The organism is Caulobacter sp. P1_D6 (assembly GCF_056406095.1).
In genome coordinates, this window is the sequence record NZ_JBFUAW010000008.1 from 12,066 (window position 1) to 28,815 (window position 16,750).

Consider the following 16,750-nt stretch of genomic DNA (forward strand, 5'->3'; position numbering starts at 1 on the left):
CGGGGGATGATCGACCGATAAGGAACGCACGCGCATCTCAAATCCGTCTCCCCGGCGAAGGCCGGGGCCCAGGTGAAACCCACGAGCCGCCCCGGATGAATCTGGGTCCCGGCCTTCGCCGGGAAGACGGGCGCTTTGGGGGTGAAGCTCGGCGCGTAATTGGGGGGAAACACATGATCCGCACCGCCACCGTCCTGGCCGCCGCCCTGGCCGTCACCGCGGCCCACGCCGCGCCGCGCGAGGTCCCGGCCTTCCCCGGCGCCGAGGGCGCGGGACGGCTGTCGGTCGGCGGGCGCGGCGGGACGGTGATCAAGGTCACCAACCTGGAGGATTCCGGTCCCGGATCCCTGCGCGCCGCCGTCGAGGCCAAGGGCCCGCGCACGGTCGTCTTCGAAGTCGCCGGCACGATCCCGCTGAAGAGCGAGCTGAAGATCGCCAACGGCCAGATCACCATCGCCGGCCAGACTGCCCCCGGCGGCGGGATCACCGTGCGCGACCACACCCTGGTGGTGTCGGCCGACGACGTGGTCATCCGCTTCATCCGCTCGCGCCTGGGCGACGAGAGCAAGACCGAGGGCGACGCGATCTGGATCAATTCGGGCCGGCGGATCATCCTCGACCACGTCTCGGCCAGCTGGTCGGTGGACGAGACCCTGTCGGCCAGCGCGCGGTACGACAATCCAGGCCAGGGGTTCTATGACCTGACCGTCCAATGGTCGATCATCGCCGAAAGCCTGCGCCACTCGATCCACGCCAAGGGCGACCACGGCTACGGCAGCCTGATCCGCGGCGGCGGCGGCTCGAAGATCAGCTTCCACCACAACCTGTGGGCCAACCACCTGGCCCGCATGCCGCGCCCGGGCAATTACGAGGGGCCCGACAAGGACCCGGTCGGGGCGTTCTTCGAATTCCGGTCCAACGTCTTCTACAACTGGGGCAAGGGCCACGCCGGCTACGACGCCGACAAGGCGGCCCTGGCGGCCTACAGCTTCATCGACAACGCCTATGTCATGGGGCCCGACAGCGAGAAGCCCGTCGCCTTCAACGAAAGCAACAGCCTGGCCAAGGCCTGGTTCGCCGGCAACAGCATGAACGGCGCGGTCCCCGCCGATCCGTGGAGCCTGGTCACCGGGCTGCAGGCGCCGGGGTATCGCCAGGCGGGGCCGATCGACGTGGCGCCAGTCAAGGCCGACCCGGCGGCGAGCGCGTTCGAGCGGGTGCTGAAGGACGCCGGGGCTTCGGTGTTCCGCGACGCGGTTGACGCCCGGGTGGTGGCCGGGGTCCGCGACAAGACCGGCAAGCAGATCGACAGCCAGGCCCAGGTCGGCGGCTGGCCGGTGCTGCCGGCGGGGGTCGCGGCGGTGGATACGGACGGGGACGGCATGCCCGACGCCTGGGAGAAGGCGCATGGGTTCGATCCGAGGAAGGCCGACGGGGCGATCTTGGCCAAGGACGGCTCGGGCTGGACGAACCTCGAGCTCTACCTGGCCGACGCGGCGAAGAAGCGGGGCTGACGCCGCACAGACCCTCCCCCTGTGGGGGAGGTGCTTTGTTGCCGAACCGCCGTGCTCATGCGCAACAACCGTCCCGGTTTTGCAGCGCTCGCCCCTTTCCGCTACACCGCCCCCCATGTCGCACAACACCTTCGGTCACCTGTTCCGCGTCACCACCTGGGGCGAAAGCCACGGTCCGGCCCTGGGCTGCGTGGTCGACGGCGTTCCGCCGGGCATCGCCCTGACCGCCGAGCAGATCCAGGCCTTCCTCGACAAGCGCCGTCCCGGCCAGGGCAAGTTCGTCACACAGCGCCAGGAGCCTGACGCGGTGAAGATCCTGTCGGGCGTGTTCGAGGACGAGCGCACGAACGGCCAGCGCACGACCGGCACGCCGATCAGCCTGATGATCGAGAACACCGACCAGCGCTCCAAGGACTATGGCGAGATCGCCCAGGCCTTCCGGCCGGGCCACGCCGACTACCCCTATTTCGCCAAGTACGGCGTGCGCGACTATCGCGGCGGCGGGCGCAGCTCGGCGCGCGAGACCGCCGCGCGGGTCGCGGCCGGCGCCATCGCCCGGCTGGTGATCCCCGGCGTGACGGTGCGCGCGGCCCTGGTGCAGATCGGCCCGCACGCCATCGACCGGGCGAACTGGGACTGGGACCAGTGCGAGCAGAACCCCTACTGGTCGCCCGACGCGGCGATCATCCCCGTCTGGGAAGAACATCTGGAGAAGGTCCGCAAGGCCGGCTCCTCGACCGGCGCCATCGTCGAGGTCGAGGCGACCGGCGTGCCGGCCGGCTGGGGCGCGCCGCTGTACGGCAAGCTGGACGCCGAACTGGCCGCGGCCCTGATGTCGATCAACGCCGCCAAGGGCGTGGAGATCGGCGAGGGCTTCGCCTCGGCGGCGCTGTCGGGCGAGGACAACGCCGACCAGATGCGGATGGGCAACGACGGCCCTGTGTTCCTGTCCAACCATGCGGGGGGCGTCCTGGGCGGCCTGTCGACCGGCCAGCCGGTGGTGGCCCGCGTGGCCTTCAAGCCGACCTCCTCGATCCTGACGCTCCGCGAGAGCGTCAACGAGGCTGGCCAGGAGATCGACCTGCGCACCAAGGGCCGCCACGATCCGTGCGTGGGCATCCGCGGCGTGCCGGTGGTCGAGGCGATGACCGCCTGCGTGCTGGCCGACGCCTTCCTGCGCCACCGCGCCCAGACGGGCGGCGGCGCGTTCGTTCCGGGGATGAGCGGGCGGGTCTAACCCTTCCGCGCCTCCGGCCATTCCTCGGGCCGCATGATCATCGTGGGGCGGAGGAACGGCGAGCGGACGCGGTCATAGTCCTGCACGTGAAGATCTCGACAGATGATCTCAAGCAACTCGCCGCCACTGACCTCGGGCGCGGGCTCGTCGTGCATCTGGCTCCAAAGCTCCAGAGCTTCACGCTTAATGAGTTCGTCGCGGGAGGCCATACAATTGATATCCCTTCGCCCCTTCAACTCTCCGGCGATGCGACTCGTTCCTATTTTTTTCGTTGACAAAAGGTAATCAAGCGACACCGACGTTAAGGATATTCTGAACACGGGCGCAAAAAAGACTCGCGCCGAGACTCGGCCTCGGGGCCCTGGATCGACGGCGGCCCCCATATGTCGCAATCCGACTTACGGCGGAAAACATTGAGCTTTCAGGTGAAATTCCGATTGACCGTTTGTTGCGGCCCCGTAACGTTTGACGCCTAGGCGAGCCACTCGGCGCGTCGTCCGAGCCAGCCGGGGGCGCGTGCGCTTCGATCTGCTGAAGATCCTTCTGGTCGACGACAATCAGCACATGCGCATGTTGCTGACCGAAATCCTGCGGGCCCTGGGCGTGCGGCAGATCTTCGAGGCTATGGACGGCGCCGAGGCCTTGCAGATGATGCGCGAGACTGAGATGGACCTGGTCATGACCGACCTGACCATGGGTCCGCTGGACGGCATCGACTTCGTCAACCTGCTGCGCAACTCGCCCGACAGCCCCGCCCCGTTCGCCCCGGTCATCATGATCACCGGCCACTCCACCATGCGCCGGGTCGCCGAGGCCCGCGACGCGGGGGTCAACGAGTTCCTGGCCAAGCCGGTGACGGCGCGCGGCGTGATCCACCGCATCAACCTGCTGATCGAGCACCCCCGCCCGTTCATCCGCTGCCAGGCGTACTTCGGCCCCGACCGTAGACGGCGGGCCGAACCGGGCTTCAAGGGCCCGTGGCGCCGGCAGGGGGATCCCGGCGTGGTGGAGCTGCAGTACTAGACTCCCATAACTCCGCTCTTCCCGGCGAAGGCCGGGACCCAGATCCCATAGCGGTGTGGCGGATCGGAAGAGCTCAGAGCTTTTGGCGTCAGCCTCAAAGCCATTCCATCTGGGTCCCGGCCTTCGCCGGGAAGAGCGGATCTATCTAAGGGCCACACAGCGGCCATCGGACGCGGAGACCCTTAACCCCCGCCGGGCTAGAAGACTGGCTCCAACCTCAGTGAGCCTGCCCATGTTCGCGCGTCGCCTCGCCCTCGCCCTCGTCCTGCTGACCGTGGCCGCCGCCAGCCAGGGCTGCCTGGCCGTCGCCGCCGGCGGCGCCGTGGTCGGCGCGACCGGGGCCGTGGTCGGAACCACCGGCAAGGTGGTGGTCGCCACCGGCAAGGCGGTGATCCCGGGCGAGAGCAAGAAGGACCGCGAAAAGCGCGAGTTCAAGGAATGGAAGAAGTCGCAGCGCGGCGGCTAGGCCGCTAGCGGGCATGGCCAGTTGATCGGTAGTCGCCGAGGAACCGCCCTCGTCCTTCGACAAGCTCAGGATGAGGTCTACTTTTTACGGCGGGTGAACTCGAATTCCTCATCCTGAGCCTGTCGAAGGACGAGGAATCCGCTCGCCGGCAAATGCCCACGCATCCCAGCCCTACGCCGGCGCCGAGCCGACCAGGGCGTCGCGCAGCGCCTGGACCTGGTGGTTGAGGGCGACCAGCTGGTCGACCGTCATGCCCGACCGGTTCAGCAGGGTTCCCGTCAGGCAGCCCGACCGGGCGTAGAGCGACCGCCCCTTCTCCGTCAGGGTGACATTGACCTGCCGCTCGTCGTCGGCATTGCGCTGGCGTCCGACGAAGCCGGCCTGCTCCAGCCGCTTGACCAGCGGGGTGATGGTGCTGGGCTCCAGGGCCAGCCGGTCGGCGATGGCCCCGATCGTCAGGCCGTCGCTCTCCGACAACGCGGTCAGCACCAGGTACTGCGGATAGGTGACGCCCAGGTCGTCCAGCAGCGGCTTGTAGGCACGGTTGATCGCGATCGTCGTGCTGTACAGCGAAAAGCACAGCTGGTCGTCCAGCGGGATCAGGTCGTCGGTCAAGGCGGGTCTCCCTTCTGAAGGCGCTCGCAAGCGCTTGGCCAATCTTTTATCACAAAAAAGCATATCGCGATAAAGAAAGTACTGGACAGGTCGTTTCGAGGGGCGTAGCCATATCGTTATCGCGATAATGATTATCGCAGAGACACACCAAGGGAGATCCGAGATGACCCAGTTCCGCAACCTGATCGCTTCCGCCGCCGCCCTGACCCTGGCCGCCGGCTTCGCCGTCCACGCCGCCCCGGCGATGGCCGCCCCCGCCTCGGCCAAGGCCGTGAAGAACATCGTCCTGGTCCACGGCGCCTTCGCCGACGGCTCGGGCTGGGCCGGCGTCCACAACATCCTGGTCAAGGACGGCTACACGGTCAGCATCGTCCAGAACCCGACCCTGTCGCTGACCGGCGACGTGGCGGCGACCAAGCGCGTCATCGCCTCGACCAACGGCCCGGTGATCCTGGTCGGCCATTCCTACGGCGGCGCGGTGATCTCCGAGGCGGGCACGGACGCCAAGGTCGCCGGCCTGGTCTATGTCGCCGCCTTCGCGCCCGAGACCGGCGAGTCGGTGCAGTCGCTGATCGCCAACCCCGTCCCCGGCGCGCCCGTCCCGCCGATCCTGCCGCCCAAGGACGGCTTCCTGACCCTGGACCGCGCCAAGTTCGCCCACGCCTTCGCCGCCGACGTCGAGCCCGGCGTGGCCGCCTTCATGGCCGACTCCCAGGTGCCGTGGGGCGTCGAGGCCCTGGGCGGCAAGATCACCGTCCCGGCCTGGAAGACCAAGAAGAGCTGGTACCTGCTGGCGGCCGACGACCTGATGATCCCGCCCGCGGCCCAACGCGCCATGGCCACGCGAGCCGGCGCCACCATCGTCGAAACGCCCGGCAGCCACGCGGTCTTCGTCGCCAATCCGGCGGTCGTCGCCAAGCTGATCGAGGACGCGGCGGAAGGCGCCGGCAAGTAGGCGCGAGGGCGCTCCGGCGTCGAACCTCTTCTTCCCTCTCCCCTTGCGGGAGAGGGTGGCCCCACGAAGTGGGGTCGGGTGAGGGGTCGATGAACGCAAACGCCGCGCACAGCCGTCAGGCTGGACGCGGCGTCTACTTTTGAGAGACCCCTCATCCGGCGCTTCGCGCCACCTTCTCCCGCAAGGGGAGAAGGATTTTTACTCCGCCGCGATCGCGCCCGGCAGGTACAGCCGGATCGGCCGCACCTCGTAGGCGCCGCCGGGATTGGCCACGCCCAGCTCGCGGGCCACGTCGAGGGCCTCGTCCATGTCGGCGACGTCCAGCACGTAGAAGCCCAGGAACTGCTCCTTGGTCTCGGCGAACGGGCCGTCGACCACGAAGGGGGCTTCGTTCTTGACCAGGGTCTTGGCGGCCGTGGTGCCCTGCAGCCGGCCCGACGGGCCCATCTTGCCCTCGGCCTCCAGCCGCTCATGGACGACCGACAGGCGGCCCATCACGGCGTCGTCCTGTTCCTGGGTCCAGCCCATGACCTCGGTCTCGTTGTTGTAGCACAGCAGCATGTACAGCATTCGCGGCCTTCCCCGGCGTCATCGGCGAGGCAGAGATAGGGCACGAGGGAGCGAGAAGGAAGACCGGCGTTTTCTGAAACTCCTACACGCCCGTCATCCTCGGACTTGTTCCGAGGACCCCTGCCTCAACCGAGAAGAAGGTCGATCCGTGGAGCGGTGAGATCGCGGCCCGACCCAACCGACAGCGCGGCGGACAGAGGGGTCCTCGGAACAAGTCCGAGGATGACGGTCCTTTTTGGGATCAAACGCTACAGCGTCAGCGCGCAGCTTTCGCCGATGGTCGGGCGCGAGATCACCACGCGCGACAGGCCCGGGAACTGCGGCGTCAGGCGCTCGGCGAAATAGAGGCAGATGCGCTCCAGGGTCGGGCTCTCCAGCCCCGGGCGATCGTTGAGCAGGCCGTGGTCCAGCTCGGAGGCCACCGCCTTCAGCGCGCCGTCCAGGCTGTCCAGGTCGGCCACCCAGCCGGCGTCCTGCATGGTGCCGCGCACGCTGGCCTCGACCTTGAACGAGTGGCCGTGCAGCTTGCGGTAGCGATGGTCGGCGGGACCTTGCTCGATGTAATGCGCCGCGTCGAAATGCGCGGCCTTCGTGATCTCGAAGACGGGCTTCATCAGGTACTTCTTTTGACAAGGCCTGGGAGGCTCTAGCGGCTCGACCCTGTCACCAGGTCGAGCGCCTTATCCGTCAGGGCAGGCCGAGATATTTGTGCGTCTGGACGCTTAAACGCCATTGTGGGTGCGAAAGGCAATAGGCGACGGCCAATTGCGTGTTCCTGTCGCGGTCCGGACCGTCCATCGGCTGCAGGTAGAAGCGCTCGAAATCCAGGCCCTCGAACCGCTCCGGCAGGGCCTTTTCCTGCGGATAGACCAGCTTCAGCTCCTGGCCCTTGGTCTGGACGACGGGGGCGTCGGCCTTGGGGCTGACGCAGACCCAGTCGATGCCCTCCGGCGCCGCTATCGTGCCGTTGCTCTCGACCGCGATCATGAAGCCGCGGGCGTGGAGGGCCGCGATCGCAGCCTCGTCCAGCTGCAGCAGCGGCTCGCCGCCGGTGCAGACCACCAGGCGGTCGCGCGGTCCGCCGGTCCAGGCGGCTTCGACCGCGTCGGCCAGGGCGTCGGCGGTGGCGAACTTGCCGCCGCCCTCGCCGTCCACGCCGACGAAGTCGGTGTCGCAGAAGGTGCAGACCGCCTTGGCGCGGTCCTGCTCGCGGCCGGTCCACAGGTTGCAGCCGGCGAACCGGCAGAACACCGCCGCCTTGCCCGCCTGGCCGCCCTCGCCCTGCAGGGTGAGGAAGATCTCTTTGACGGAGTAGGTCATTGGAAGAGCACGTGGGTCCGCCCTCGTCCTTCGACAAGCTCAGGATGAGGACTACTGAACGGTTGGAGATCACAGGCGCTCACAATGAAAACCTCATCCTGAGCTTGTCGAAGGACGAGGTTTTCACGCACCGAGCGTTTCCCGCCCCGCCGCGTCCCATTCCTCGTACCCGCGCTGGCGCAGCTCGCAGGCCGGGCATTCGCCGCAGCCGTGGCCCCAGGCGTGCAGTTCGCCGCGGTCGCCCTGGTAGCAGGTGTGGCTCTCGACCACGATCAGGTCGACCAGGTCCTCGCCGCCCAGGGTCTTGGCCAGGGCCCAAGTCTCGGCTTTCGTCAGCTTCATCAGCGGGGTTTCGATGACGAAGTCGCGGTCCATGCCCAGGTTCAGCGCCTGCTGCATGGCGTCCAGCGTGTCGCGGCGGCAGTCGGGATAGCCCGAGAAGTCGGTCTCGCACATGCCGCCGACCAGCGCCCCCAGGCCCCGGCGGTCAGCCAGGGCGGCGGCGTAGATCAGGAACACCAGGTTGCGGCCCGGCACGAAGGTCGAGGGCAGGCCGCGCTCGGTCATCTCGATGGCGACGTCGGCGGTCAGGGCCGACTGGGCCACGGCGCCGAAGCCGGTCAGGTCCAGCACGTGGTCCTCGCCCAGGCGCTGCGCCCAATGCGGGAAGCGCTGAGCCATCTGGCGGCGGACCGACTGGCGGGCCTCCATCTCGATCACGTGGCGCTGGCCGTAGTCGAAGCCGACGGTCTCGACCCGGGCGTAGCGCTCGAGGGCCCAGGCCAGGCAGACGCTGCTGTCCTGGCCGCCGGAGAACAGCACCAGGGCGGCGTCGGCGCGCGACGGCGCGGACGCGGAAGAAGAGGAGGAAGCGGACATCCCGCCCCTCTACACCAACGCCGCGCCCCGCGCGAGATGGCCGGCGCGACGGCTGGATCGTTGCCGAGCGACCCGCGTTCTGCGAACCTCCCCGGACACGAGCCGGAGGACCAAGCCTTGGCGTACTGGATCTCGACCCGCGCCGCGCTGCTGGCGCTGGCGCTGCTTTCCGGCTCGGGGCTTCCCGGCTCGGCGTTGGCGGACGAGCTGAACGAGGCCGGCCTGCGCGCCGCCGATCGCGAACAGTCGCGGATCGTCGGGGCGGGCGACGTCGCCGCCCAGCAGGCGTTCATGCACCCCAACTACATCCTCAACGGCCCCGCCAACGCGGTGATGCGCAAGGCGCAGGTGATCGAGATGCTGGGCCAGGGCCAGATGGCCAGGACCGGCTTCGAACGAACCATCGAGGGCCTGCAGATCACCGGCAATGTCGGCATCGTCATGGGCCGGGAGTCGGTCGTCCCGGCCACCACCAGCCAGCTGGGCAAGCTGCACGGCGAAGGCGCGCTGCAGCGCCGGTTCACCAACGTCTTCCTGTTCGAGGACGGCCGCTGGCGCTTCCTGGCGCGGCAGGCGACGGTGGTCGGGGACCCCGCCGCCAAGCCCTGATCGCGCCTCCCGGGCCGCGCCCGGACTGTGTCCCCGGCTCATCAGCCCTGAAACATTTGTTTCGAACGCCGATATTTGGGCTGTACCTTCGGCGCGAATGGGACACTATGAGCCAAGCGCGGCGGCCAGCCGCGTCAAGGTTTCTTGGCCTGAAACCACGGCTGACGTTACGTCAGGCGCCGAACCGGCTTTTCTAAATTCCGCGAAAACTTGGATAGCCCGAGGTTAATGTGACCCTGGGTAAAGTGAAAACGCGTAACCTATCAATGATTACTTAGATCTTGGCCGGTTGACAGCCCCAGATACCAAGTATGCAATCACCTTATGCTGCGAGGGGTCGGCCGTACGCCCGCGTAGTGTTTAAAAGTACGGCGCCGAGGAAACAACACGACGTCCGCAGGCTCCGCCATAAGGAGTCGCGACGTTCAGGGAGGGAATAGAATGTCGCAATCTCTGCGTATGCGGAGCCTGCTGGCCATGGGCGCGTCCGTGACCGTGCTGGCCGCCGTCGCCGCCCCGGCCTTTGCCCAAACCGCTTCAGGGCAGACCGCCCAGCAGGGCGGCGGCAACGTGCTGGAGGAACTGGTCGTCACCGCCCAGAAGAAGGAAGAGGCCCTGCAGGACGTGCCGATCGCGGTGTCGGCCTTCAGCCAGGACAGCCTGGAAGCGCAGAAGATCGACGGCGGCCCGAACTTGCAACTGGCCATCCCGAACGTCACCTTCGCCAAGGGCAACTTCACCAACAGCTTTAACTTCGCGATCCGCGGCATCGGCAACAAGGCCGTCGGCGTCTCGACCGACGGCGGCGTCGGCGTGCACGAGAACAACGCCCCGCTGCAATCGGGCAACCTGTTCGACGCCGAGTTCTTCGACGTGGAGCGCGTCGAAGTGCTGCGCGGCCCGCAAGGCACGCTGTACGGCCGCAACGCCACCGGCGGCCTGGTCAACATCATCACCGCCAAGCCGACCGACACCTTCGCGGCCGAGATCACCGGCGAGGTGGGCAACTACAGCACCCAGAAGCTGCGCGGCATGATCAACATGCCGATCATGGGCGACAAGCTGGCGGTCCGCGTGGCCGGCAACTGGCTCAAGCGCGACGGCTACGTCACCAACACCTTCAACAACCACAAGGTCGACGACCGCGACCTGTACTCGACCCGCGTCTCGGTGATGTTCAATCCCATCGACTCACTGCGCACCAACTTCATGTGGGAGCACTTCGACGAGGACGACAGCCGCGCCCGCGTCGGCAAGCAGCTCTGCACCAAGGACAACGGCCCGGCCACGGTCGGCGGCGTGCCCACCGGCGCGGCCCGCGCCTTCCTGACCCAGGGCTGTCTGTCGGCCTCGCTGTACGGCGACAGCGCCTACGGCACGGTCAACACCTCGGGCACCCTGACCGGCGAGCTGGGCAACATCTTCGGCTTCACCAGCGGCGACGCCAACACCGGCGACACCACCAGCCGCAACCTGCGTGAAATCGAGACCCTGTTCGATCCGATCTACAAGTCGAAGTCCGACATCTACCAGTTCAACCTGGAATACGACCTCACCGAAGCGCTGACCTTCACGGCTCTGACGTCGTACAGCAAGGGCCAGGTCTATACGAAGCTGGACTACAACCGGAACGTCTCGACCGTTCCGTTCAACAGCACGGGCCTGTCCCCGGGCGGCTTCTTCACCGACCCGCAGGTGGGCACCACCAACAAGTTCACCACGCTGGACGTGTCCTCGGGCAACGCCAAGCAGTGGAGCCAGGAAGTCCGGCTGCAGTCGAACTTCGACGGCCCGCTGAACTTCAACGTCGGCGGCATCTATTTCGACTACAAGACCGTCACCGACTACTACGTGATCGGCAACTCGCTGACGATGTCGGCCATGGCGCTGAACTTCCAGAAGACCGGCAACCCGGCCTGTAACCCGGTCACCCTGCCGACCACCTGCATCGGCATCGACCCGAACGCCACGCCGGACGGCAGCGGCCACAACTACTATGACAACCGCTCGCCCTATCACCTGAAGTCGAACGCCATCTTCGGCGAACTGTACTGGCAGGCGAACGAGAAGCTGAAGTTCACCCTGGGCCTGCGCCGCACGCACGACGACAAGCGCCTGGACGTCTACGACACCGTCCTGCTGTCGCCCGGCATCGGCCTCAAGCAGAGCACCACCAACCCGACCGAGAAGTCGGTGTTCAACGAGCTGACCGGCCGCTTCGGCTTCGACTACAAGCTGACCGACGACAACCTGCTCTACGCCTTCTATTCCAAGGGCTACAAGGGCGGCGGCTCGAACCCGCCGGCCGCGGTCGGCTCGGCCGTCAAGCCGCAGTTCGCGCCGGAGTTCGTCAACGCGTTCGAACTGGGCTCGAAGAACACCCTGCTGGGCGGCAGCCTGATGCTGAACGCCACCGGCTTCTACTACGACTACCAGGGCTACCAGATCTCCAAGATCGTCAGCCGCACCTCGGTCAACGAGAACATCGACGCCACGGTCTACGGCCTGGAGCTGGAATCGGTCTGGTCGCCGGTCCACAACCTGCGCCTGAACGCCAACGTCGGTTACCTGCACACCAAGATCGCCGACGGCGTGACGTCGATCGACACCATGAACCGCACGCAGAGCAACCCGGCCTACACCCTGGTCAAGGCGGGCCCCAGCCTGCCCAACGCCGCGGTCGGCTCCAACTGCGTCCTGACCACCGCCGGCGTCGCCACGGTGATCGGGGCCGGCGCGGGCGCGACCATCCCGTTCGCCTGCGGCGGTCCGCAAGTCTACCAGGCCTTCCTGCAGACCCCGGCCGCCCTCGGCGGCGCGGGCCTGCCCCCGGCCACGGCGGCCTTCCTGGCCAACATGACCGGCCTCTACAACTACGGCCCGGGCTATTCGATCGAAGGCACCACGGCGGACGTGTCGGGCAACGAGCTGCCCAACTCGCCGCACTGGACCACCTCGGTCGGCGCCCAGTACACCTGGGACTTCTCGGGCGGCTGGTCGGCCACCCTGCGCGGCGACTACTACCGCCAGAGCAAGCAGTACACTCGGGTCTACAACACCGCCTACGACCAGCTGAAGTCGTGGGAGAACGCCAACGTCACCCTGAAGGTCGAGAAGCCGGAGTGGGGCCTGGAGATCGACGCCTACGTCAAGAACCTCAGCAACAAGACGCCGATCACCGACGCCTACACCACCGACGACAGCTCGGGCCTGTTCACCAACCTGATCACGCTGGAGCCGCGCACCTACGGCGTCAGCCTGACCAAGTCGTTCTAAGGCGCGACCGTCCAGACCGTCCCAGGACGGAAACCAGGGAGGGCGGCGGAGCGATCCGCCGCCCTCTTTGTGTTTTGCGGGCTAGGGTGTGCCTTCAATTGGATCGCTGACTTTCAGCTGTCATCCCGGCCGTAGCCCTGCGAAGCAGGGCGAAGAGCCGGGACCGACGCGTGAACTCAGAGCTTCGGGTCGGTCCCGGATCGGCGCGCTTCGCGCTTGTCCGGGATGACAATCCGATAAGGCTTGGAAAACAAACCTCGCCTGTCGGTACAATTGGGTAAGGACCCTACCGCAGCGGGGCGGGCAGGCTCAGGCGATAGACTAGGATCCGGTTGTCGTTGTCGCCGTCGGAGTCGCAGGACTGGCCGGACATCCGGCAATGGCGCGCGATGAAGTCGTTGTCGTTGCCGACGATCAGGAAGTAGTCGGCGGGACGACCCGGCTCCAGCACCGGGACCAGGTCCATCGCCTCCCACTTCTCGGACAGCGCCTCGACGCTGAGCCCGAAGCGCGCGAGCTGCGCGGGATTGAGCATGTTGACCAGTTCGACCGACGAGGCCGGGACGACGCCCGGCCGCAGCGCCGGGCCGGCGGGGTCCCGCAGCAGGGACGCCGTGGTGGTCTCGTATTCGCCGCCGGCCAGGTTGGTCGCGCCCGCGACGTCGACCAGCAGGATGCTCTTGTAGACGATCGGCGCCTTGCCCCCCGCGCCCAGGCCGGCGGCGTCGCGCGACAGCATCAGGAACCTGTGGCCGTCGAGCGCGCGGATCTCGCTCTGGGCGGCGGTGCGATTGGGCGCGCCGCCGTCGCCGTCGGCGTTGTAGGCCGGCAATTGCATCACGTAGTGGGCGACGGGCTTGGTCGGGGCCGGCGTGCGGCTGACGTCATAGACCAGGACGCGCGTGTTCACGCGGCCGGCGGCGTCGCCCTTGGCGCTGTCCTGCATCAGCGCGCTCTGGAAGGCCACGAACAGGGTGGCGCCGTCGGGCGACAGCGACACGCCTTCCGGTCCCTGGTTGTTGCGTCGGCCGGTGGCCGGCGACTTCAGCGACCCGAAATCGGGCTTTCCGTCACGGAGCGGCGCGATCGCCGCCGGCGGCGTGATCACCCCGCGCAGACGGCCGTCGCGGTCGAAGGCGTAGACGTTGGCCGAGTACTCGTCGCCGATGTAGAAGCCGCCGTCGCGCGTGAACTGCAGCGCCTCGGCGTCCAGCGACACCTTGCCGGCGCCGACGCCGCTGGCCGGGGCGGGCAGCGTCAGACCGCGCTCGACCAGCGTGCCCGCGCCCGGATCGGCGCCCGTGAACGGCTTGCCGTCGAAGTCGCGCAGCTCCAGCCCGCCGTCGGGGACGAGCTCGACCTTGCCGTCGCCCGACGTGAAGCGCAGGCGCAGGCGTTCCAGCCGCGCCGGATAGTCGAAGAACAGGTTGGCGGTGGGGTCGTTGCGGCCCCGGTCCGGCAGCGTCCAGAGGACGCCTTCATAGTGGTCGCCGACCCGCTTCCAGCTGCCGGGCGCGACCCGCAGCGAGGAGAAGGAGCCCAGCGTGTCGCCGAGGAAGTCGATCGTCCCCGCCGGCAGCACGCCGGCCCCGACCAGGCCCTGGTTGACGAAGGTCTCGCCGTTCAGCGACGCGCTGTGCGCCCCGTCGGTCAGGTCCAGATGCGGTCGGGTGACGGGCTCCTCCGCGCCGGCGAAGGCGGGGAAGAGCCACAGCAGCAGGACGAGGGCGGTGCGCATCCGGCTTAGAAGTCCACGCCGATCGTGGCGAAGATCTGCCGCGGCGCCGACGCGTGGAACACCAGGATGCTGCCCGCCGCGTCGTCCGGCGCGAACACGCTGCTGTCGAAGTTCGACGCATAGCGCTTGTCGGTCAGGTTGGTGATGTGCAGCGAGGCCTTGGCGCCCTTGGCGGGGCCCACGGCGCCGAAGTCGTAGCCCAGGCCCAGGTCGAAGGTGGTGTAGCCGCCGAAGCTCTGGTCGTTGGTGTAGGTGTAGTAGCGGCGGCCGGTGTACTTGCCCTGCAGCGAGGCGAAGAAGCCGCCCTGCTTCACGGTCAGCACGCTGGCGAACATCTGCTTGGGCGTATCGACCTGCTGCTTGCCGGCCGTGGCCTTGACCACGCAGGTGGTGGTGCACCAGTCGAGGTTCTCGTCGTAGGTCGACTTGTTGTACGAGGCCGAATTGTACCAGGTCAGCCAGGTCAGCGGCTTCCACAGCACCCCGATCTCGGCGCCCTTGCTGGTGACGCCGCCGGCGTTGTGGAAGGAGTTGCCGCAGCCCGGGTTCTGCTGCTGGTTGGTCGGGCAGGGATTGTACTGCAGCAGGCGGTTGTCGAACTTCACGTCGTAGGCGGCCAGCGAGACCTGCAGCGGGCCGCTCACATAGCGGTAGCCGGCGTCGAAGCTCTTGGAGGTCTCGGGCTCCAGGTACTTGCCCTGGGCGTCCCAGACGGCCTGCGACACGGACTGCGGACCGAGTTTGAAGCCGCCCTGGAACATCGCCATGTTCTCGGCGTAGCTGGCGAACACCTCGTGGCCGGGCGCGATCCGCCAGCGCACGCCGGCTTCCGGCAGGAAGTTGTCCTCGGCGTGCAGCACGCCCGACGCGAACTGGGTCGAGACCGGCGGCCCCGCCTTGGCTTCACCCCGGATGGCCGCGGCGTCCGACTTGGCGCTGGTGCTCTTGAAGCCGAAATCGATGCTCAGCGCGTCGTCCAGCAGGGTCACCGTGTCCTGGACGTAGAACTGCTGCGTCGTCCAGTCGGTCTCCTGCACCCACTGGGCGGTGTCCGGCTGGCCCTTCAGGTACTGGGCCAAGTCGAAGGGACCCGTGACGGTGGTCCAGATGTAGCGCGCGGCGCTGCTGGTGTTGTCCTCCAGCCAGAGGCCGGCCTGGATGTGGTTGACGCCGAGGTCCCAGCCCAGGCTGGCGACCACGCCGGTGCGGTTGATGGTGTAGCGCGTGTCGCGGACCTGGACCGGCAGATCGTCGGCGGTGGACGTCGTGCCCTGGGTCGACCAGCCGGTGATGAAGTTGTTGCCCGCGCCCTTGTCCGAGTGGTGGTAGACCTGCGCGTGCGCCTTCAGGGTCGCGGTGACGTCGAAGTCGCCGGCCAGATAGAACAGGTCGTCGTCACGCAGGATCTGGCCGTTGGTGTAGGTGACGTCCGAGTTCTTCTGCGGCGACGGCGCGGGGACGCACTTGGTCGGCGCGGTCGGCGCGGTCACCGAGCAGTAGGCGACGCCCAGATAGGACTGCCAGTTCGGCGCATAGCCGCCCCAGTCCCAGCCCAGGCGCGAGAGCATGTCCTTGGACATGTAGGTGTCGTCGGCCTGGTTGGTGCGCGAGACGTCGGCGAAGGCCGTCAGCTTGAAGGGACCGCCGTCGTACACCGCCTTGGCGTTCAGCTGCTTGCCGGTGGACTTGTTGTAGGCGCCCTGATTCACGAACAGGTCCTGCTGCGCGTAATGCCCGGAGACATAGGCCGAGAGGCCGCCGTGCTCGCCGGTGTCGAAGCGCAGGAAGGTGCGGGCGGTGTCCTCGCTGCCGAAGGTCTGGCTGGCCGAGAACGCCAGGTCCTTGTGCGGGTCGCTGGACGTGTAGATCAGCGCGCCGCCGAGGTTGCTGGTCGAGGCGATGCCCAGGCCCGCGATGCCGGTCGCCAGGTCGGCGCGGCCCAGGTTCTCGGAGATCAGCGCGCGGCTGATGGTCAGGCCGTTGTAGTTGTTATAGGCGCCGTCGCCGAGCGGCATGCCGTCCAGGGTGTAGCCCAGGTGGGTGGTGTTGAAGCCGCGAACCTGTAGGGACAGCGACTGCTCGTTGACGCCCAGGGCGTCGATCGACTGGGCGCTGACGCCCGGCAGGAAGTTCAGGGCCTTCTGGATGCTGGTGCCCGGCGGCAGCACCTCGAGGTTCGACGGGACCAGGGTCACGACCGAGCGGGTCTGGCCGCTGCCGACCACCACCAGCGCGTCGACTTCGCTGCTGTCCGCCGTCGCGACCGGCGCATCCGCCGCCTTCGCCTGGGTGGCGAGCATGAGACAGGCGGCGATGGCCAGCAGGCTGGCGGCGGACTTCTGCGACATGGTAGATCCCCTGATATCAAGAGCGCCGCAGGGACTTTTCGTCCGCGGCGCCGCTTGTTTTCAGGTGACGCGTCTATTCCGCTTCCGTGACGCTTTTTCAACAGCGCGTGGCGCGGGGGCGCCCGACCGTCCTCGTCAGGCGTAAATCCTCAAACGCTCTGACTATTTACGACTCCGCAACGCCAACCGGCGAAGGTGAG

15 protein-coding genes are annotated in these 16,750 nt (G+C 67.6%); 7 read left to right on the forward strand and 8 right to left on the reverse strand.

Annotated features, from left to right (window positions below):
* The first annotated feature begins 173 nt into the window (after positions 1-173).
* The gene (locus AC1DYP_RS04995) at positions 174-1,514 is read left to right on the forward strand and encodes a pectate lyase (protein ID WP_477045387.1); all 1,341 of its coding nucleotides are present in this window, start codon (positions 174-176) and stop codon (positions 1,512-1,514) included.
* A gap of 115 nt (positions 1,515-1,629) precedes the next feature.
* On the forward strand, positions 1,630-2,751 hold the full coding sequence (aroC, locus tag AC1DYP_RS05000) for a chorismate synthase (protein WP_477045388.1): 1,122 nt from the start codon (positions 1,630-1,632) through the stop codon (positions 2,749-2,751).
* Here the strand turns inward: aroC and AC1DYP_RS05005 are convergent.
* The gene (locus AC1DYP_RS05005) at positions 2,748-2,960 is read right to left on the reverse strand and encodes a hypothetical protein (RefSeq protein WP_477031796.1); all 213 of its coding nucleotides are present in this window, start codon (positions 2,958-2,960) and stop codon (positions 2,748-2,750) included. The two genes, aroC and AC1DYP_RS05005, sit on opposite strands and share 4 nt — an antisense overlap.
* 307 nt (positions 2,961-3,267) lie before the next feature.
* Between AC1DYP_RS05005 and AC1DYP_RS05010 the strand changes: the two genes are divergently transcribed.
* On the forward strand, positions 3,268-3,774 hold the full coding sequence (locus AC1DYP_RS05010; RefSeq protein ID WP_477045389.1) for a response regulator: 507 nt from the start codon (positions 3,268-3,270) through the stop codon (positions 3,772-3,774).
* 232 nt (positions 3,775-4,006) lie between these two features.
* Positions 4,007-4,240, forward strand: a complete 234-nt coding sequence (locus AC1DYP_RS05015; RefSeq protein ID WP_477031794.1) for a hypothetical protein — start codon at positions 4,007-4,009, stop codon at positions 4,238-4,240.
* A 171-nt stretch (positions 4,241-4,411) separates the two neighbouring features.
* Here the strand turns inward: AC1DYP_RS05015 and AC1DYP_RS05020 are convergent, their stop codons facing one another.
* A complete protein-coding gene (locus AC1DYP_RS05020) occupies positions 4,412-4,855 on the reverse strand; it encodes a MarR family winged helix-turn-helix transcriptional regulator (protein WP_477045390.1) in 444 nt (147 codons plus the stop codon).
* A gap of 163 nt (positions 4,856-5,018) precedes the next feature.
* Between AC1DYP_RS05020 and AC1DYP_RS05025 the strand changes: the two genes are divergently transcribed.
* Positions 5,019-5,810, forward strand: coding sequence for an alpha/beta fold hydrolase (locus AC1DYP_RS05025; RefSeq protein WP_477045391.1), 792 nt, complete (start codon positions 5,019-5,021; stop codon positions 5,808-5,810).
* A gap of 198 nt (positions 5,811-6,008) precedes the next feature.
* Here the strand turns inward: AC1DYP_RS05025 and AC1DYP_RS05030 are convergent, their stop codons facing one another.
* The 4 genes from AC1DYP_RS05030 to queC form a co-directional block, all read right to left on the reverse strand.
* A complete protein-coding gene (locus AC1DYP_RS05030) occupies positions 6,009-6,380 on the reverse strand; it encodes a YciI family protein (RefSeq protein ID WP_477045392.1) in 372 nt (123 codons plus the stop codon).
* Between the two features lie 248 nt (positions 6,381-6,628).
* On the reverse strand, positions 6,629-6,994 hold the full coding sequence (locus AC1DYP_RS05035; RefSeq protein ID WP_477031789.1) for a 6-pyruvoyl trahydropterin synthase family protein: 366 nt from the start codon (positions 6,992-6,994) through the stop codon (positions 6,629-6,631).
* Between the two features lie 73 nt (positions 6,995-7,067).
* A complete protein-coding gene (gene queE / locus AC1DYP_RS05040) occupies positions 7,068-7,700 on the reverse strand; it encodes a 7-carboxy-7-deazaguanine synthase (protein WP_477045393.1) in 633 nt (210 codons plus the stop codon).
* 123 nt (positions 7,701-7,823) lie between these two features.
* Positions 7,824-8,579, reverse strand: a complete 756-nt coding sequence (queC, locus tag AC1DYP_RS05045; RefSeq protein ID WP_477045394.1) for a 7-cyano-7-deazaguanine synthase QueC — start codon at positions 8,577-8,579, stop codon at positions 7,824-7,826.
* A gap of 117 nt (positions 8,580-8,696) precedes the next feature.
* On the opposite strand from queC, the gene AC1DYP_RS05050 reads away from it, so the two are divergent.
* Together AC1DYP_RS05050 and AC1DYP_RS05055 are read left to right on the forward strand one after the other, a co-directional pair.
* Complete coding sequence (locus AC1DYP_RS05050) at positions 8,697-9,188, forward strand: nuclear transport factor 2 family protein (RefSeq protein WP_477045395.1); 492 nt, start codon at positions 8,697-8,699, stop codon at positions 9,186-9,188.
* Between the two features lie 441 nt (positions 9,189-9,629).
* Positions 9,630-12,464 carry a TonB-dependent receptor gene (locus AC1DYP_RS05055; protein ID WP_477045396.1) on the forward strand — a complete coding sequence of 945 codons (2,835 nt, stop codon included), beginning with the start codon at positions 9,630-9,632 and terminating at the stop codon, positions 12,462-12,464.
* A gap of 286 nt (positions 12,465-12,750) precedes the next feature.
* Here the strand turns inward: AC1DYP_RS05055 and AC1DYP_RS05060 are convergent, their stop codons facing one another.
* Together AC1DYP_RS05060 and AC1DYP_RS05065 are read right to left on the reverse strand one after the other, a co-directional pair.
* The gene (locus tag AC1DYP_RS05060; RefSeq protein WP_477045397.1) at positions 12,751-14,202 is read right to left on the reverse strand and encodes an esterase-like activity of phytase family protein; all 1,452 of its coding nucleotides are present in this window, start codon (positions 14,200-14,202) and stop codon (positions 12,751-12,753) included.
* Between the two features lie 5 nt (positions 14,203-14,207).
* Positions 14,208-16,550: a TonB-dependent receptor gene (locus tag AC1DYP_RS05065; protein ID WP_477045398.1), complete on the reverse strand. Its 2,343-nt coding sequence runs from the start codon at positions 16,548-16,550 to the stop codon at positions 14,208-14,210.
* Between the last annotated feature and the right edge of the window lie 200 nt (positions 16,551-16,750).

Coding starts and splice junctions, on each gene's coding strand:
- AC1DYP_RS04995 (WP_477045387.1), top strand. CDS start 174: ATGATCCGCACCGCCACCGTCCTGGCCGCCGCCCTGGCCGTCACCGCG.
- aroC (WP_477045388.1), top strand. CDS start 1,630: ATGTCGCACAACACCTTCGGTCACCTGTTCCGCGTCACCACCTGGGGC.
- AC1DYP_RS05005 (WP_477031796.1), bottom strand. CDS start 2,960: ATGGCCTCCCGCGACGAACTCATTAAGCGTGAAGCTCTGGAGCTTTGG.
- AC1DYP_RS05015 (WP_477031794.1), top strand. CDS start 4,007: ATGTTCGCGCGTCGCCTCGCCCTCGCCCTCGTCCTGCTGACCGTGGCC.
- AC1DYP_RS05025 (WP_477045391.1), top strand. CDS start 5,019: ATGACCCAGTTCCGCAACCTGATCGCTTCCGCCGCCGCCCTGACCCTG.
- AC1DYP_RS05030 (WP_477045392.1), bottom strand. CDS start 6,380: ATGCTGTACATGCTGCTGTGCTACAACAACGAGACCGAGGTCATGGGC.
- AC1DYP_RS05035 (WP_477031789.1), bottom strand. CDS start 6,994: ATGAAGCCCGTCTTCGAGATCACGAAGGCCGCGCATTTCGACGCGGCG.
- queE (WP_477045393.1), bottom strand. CDS start 7,700: ATGACCTACTCCGTCAAAGAGATCTTCCTCACCCTGCAGGGCGAGGGC.
- queC (WP_477045394.1), bottom strand. CDS start 8,579: ATGTCCGCTTCCTCCTCTTCTTCCGCGTCCGCGCCGTCGCGCGCCGAC.
- AC1DYP_RS05055 (WP_477045396.1), top strand. CDS start 9,630: ATGTCGCAATCTCTGCGTATGCGGAGCCTGCTGGCCATGGGCGCGTCC.
- AC1DYP_RS05060 (WP_477045397.1), bottom strand. CDS start 14,202: ATGCGCACCGCCCTCGTCCTGCTGCTGTGGCTCTTCCCCGCCTTCGCC.
- AC1DYP_RS05065 (WP_477045398.1), bottom strand. CDS start 16,550: ATGTCGCAGAAGTCCGCCGCCAGCCTGCTGGCCATCGCCGCCTGTCTC.